This window comes from Veillonella sp. KGMB01456 (assembly GCF_023051165.1).
In the GTDB taxonomy this organism is placed as follows: domain Bacteria; phylum Bacillota; class Negativicutes; order Veillonellales; family Veillonellaceae; genus Veillonella_A.
In genome coordinates this window covers 1-1,600 of record NZ_JALKIG010000081.1, presented here as the reverse complement: position 1 = coordinate 1,600, position 1,600 = coordinate 1, and the positions used below count along the sequence as shown (strand labels likewise).

Annotated in this window: 2 protein-coding genes; both read left to right on the top strand. The window is 45.2% G+C overall.

Going from position 1 to position 1,600, the window contains the following annotated elements; genetic code table 11:
• Positions 1-128 precede the first annotated feature (128 nt).
• Positions 129-848, top strand: a complete 720-nt coding sequence (pyrF, locus tag MXE28_RS11375) for an orotidine-5'-phosphate decarboxylase (RefSeq protein ID WP_226974705.1) — start codon at positions 129-131, stop codon at positions 846-848.
• Complete coding sequence (gene pyrE, locus MXE28_RS11370) at positions 845-1,432, top strand: orotate phosphoribosyltransferase (RefSeq protein ID WP_021840214.1); 588 nt, start codon at positions 845-847, stop codon at positions 1,430-1,432. Before pyrF ends, pyrE begins: the two co-directional genes overlap by 4 nt.
• Positions 1,433-1,600 lie beyond the last annotated feature (168 nt).

Here is a 1,600-nt window from a genome sequence, read left to right as displayed (position 1 = left end):
ACAGGAACAATATTGTGTCTTATTTATTTGTCGCATTTGATTATACTATGAACCCAAATAATTTAGAATTGACTTTACCTCGTTTTTGTGTAAAAATTATTTGAATATATTATCAAAGGAGGCTTACGATGGCAGACGACAGACTTATAGTAGCCCTTGATGTGGCCACCATGGAACAGTTAAAAAACTTGGTGACTACCTTAGGTGATTCCGTATCGTATTACAAAGTGGGCATGGAATTATTTTATGCCGCCGGTGCCGAAACGGTGACGTATTTACAAGAGCAGGGAAAAACCGTATTTCTCGACTTGAAATTACATGATATTCCAAACACAGTAGCGCAGGGGGTAACCTCTTTGACGCACCTCGGTGCCAAGCTCATCACCTTGCACAGCCAAGGCGGTCCCGTTATGATGGCCGCTGCGGCCAAAGCAGCTACGGAAGCAGCTGAGAAATTACAGGTAGAACGACCTAAACTCTTGGCCGTAACCGTACTCACCAGTTTTGACGATGATGCTTGGACTGCCATCGGCGGTCAATTACCGATTCGCGATCAGGTAATCCGGTTAGCCAAACTCGCTAAAGAATCCGGCATGGACGGCGTTGTCGCATCCCCATTGGAAGCCAAAGCCATTCGCGAAGCGTGCGGCGAGGACTTCCTCATCGTAACGCCGGGCATCCGCCCAAGCTTTGCCGCTGCCAATGACCAAAAACGCATTGCTACACCGAAGAGTGCCTTAGCGGACGGTGCATCCAAACTCGTAATCGGTCGTCCTATTACCAAAGCCGACAATCCGCAGGAAGCGGTTCGTTTAATTGTTGAAGAAATGGAGGCTGTTCACCCATGATGACAGAACAAGAAGTAAAACAATTATTAATTGACACCAAAGCGATTTTAGAAGGCCATTTTCTTTTGACCTCCGGACTTCACAGCCCTATGTATGTTGAAAAATTCAACGTATTGCAACATCCGAAATATACGGAACGTCTTTGCCAAGAATTGGCCGAACGCTTCAAGGATCAGAATGTTGAACTCGTTATCGGACCTATGACGGGCGGTATCTTATTGGCTCACGAAGTTGGTAAAGCGTTAGGTACCCGTGCTATTTTCACCGAACGTGAAAAAGGCGTTATGACTTTGCGTCGCGGTTTCCGCATTGAACCGGGCACACGCGTACTCATCGTTGAAGATATCGTAACCACCGGCGGTTCCGTTCGCGAAGTAGTTGACGTAGTAAAAGCTTCTCAAGGTGAAATCGTAGGCGTAGGCCTCTTGGTTAACCGCAGTGGCGGCAAAGCGGACTTCGGTATTCCAAACGACAAAGTGCAGGCTTTATTGAACCTTACCGTACCGACCTACCAGCCGGAAGAATGCCCACTTTGTAAAGATCATGTGCCAATGACCGAACGCGGCAGCAAACATATTAAATAATTAATTATAAACTTATAGGACATTTTGAGTTGGTCTTTAGGCCGATAGGATTAGTATTTATCTAGTCTTATCGGTCTTTTATTTTTTGATTTCAAAGGCATGCGGACAAAAAAAGAGTTATAGGACAAAAAGTGTGTGTAGAAAGTGCTGCAAACTTAGATAAATACT

Bases quoted from the DNA above. Each gene is read 5' to 3' on its own strand.
- pyrF (WP_226974705.1), top strand. From the start codon at position 129: ATGGCAGACGACAGACTTATAGTAGCCCTTGATGTGGCCACCATGGAA.
- pyrE (WP_021840214.1), top strand. From the start codon at position 845: ATGATGACAGAACAAGAAGTAAAACAATTATTAATTGACACCAAAGCG.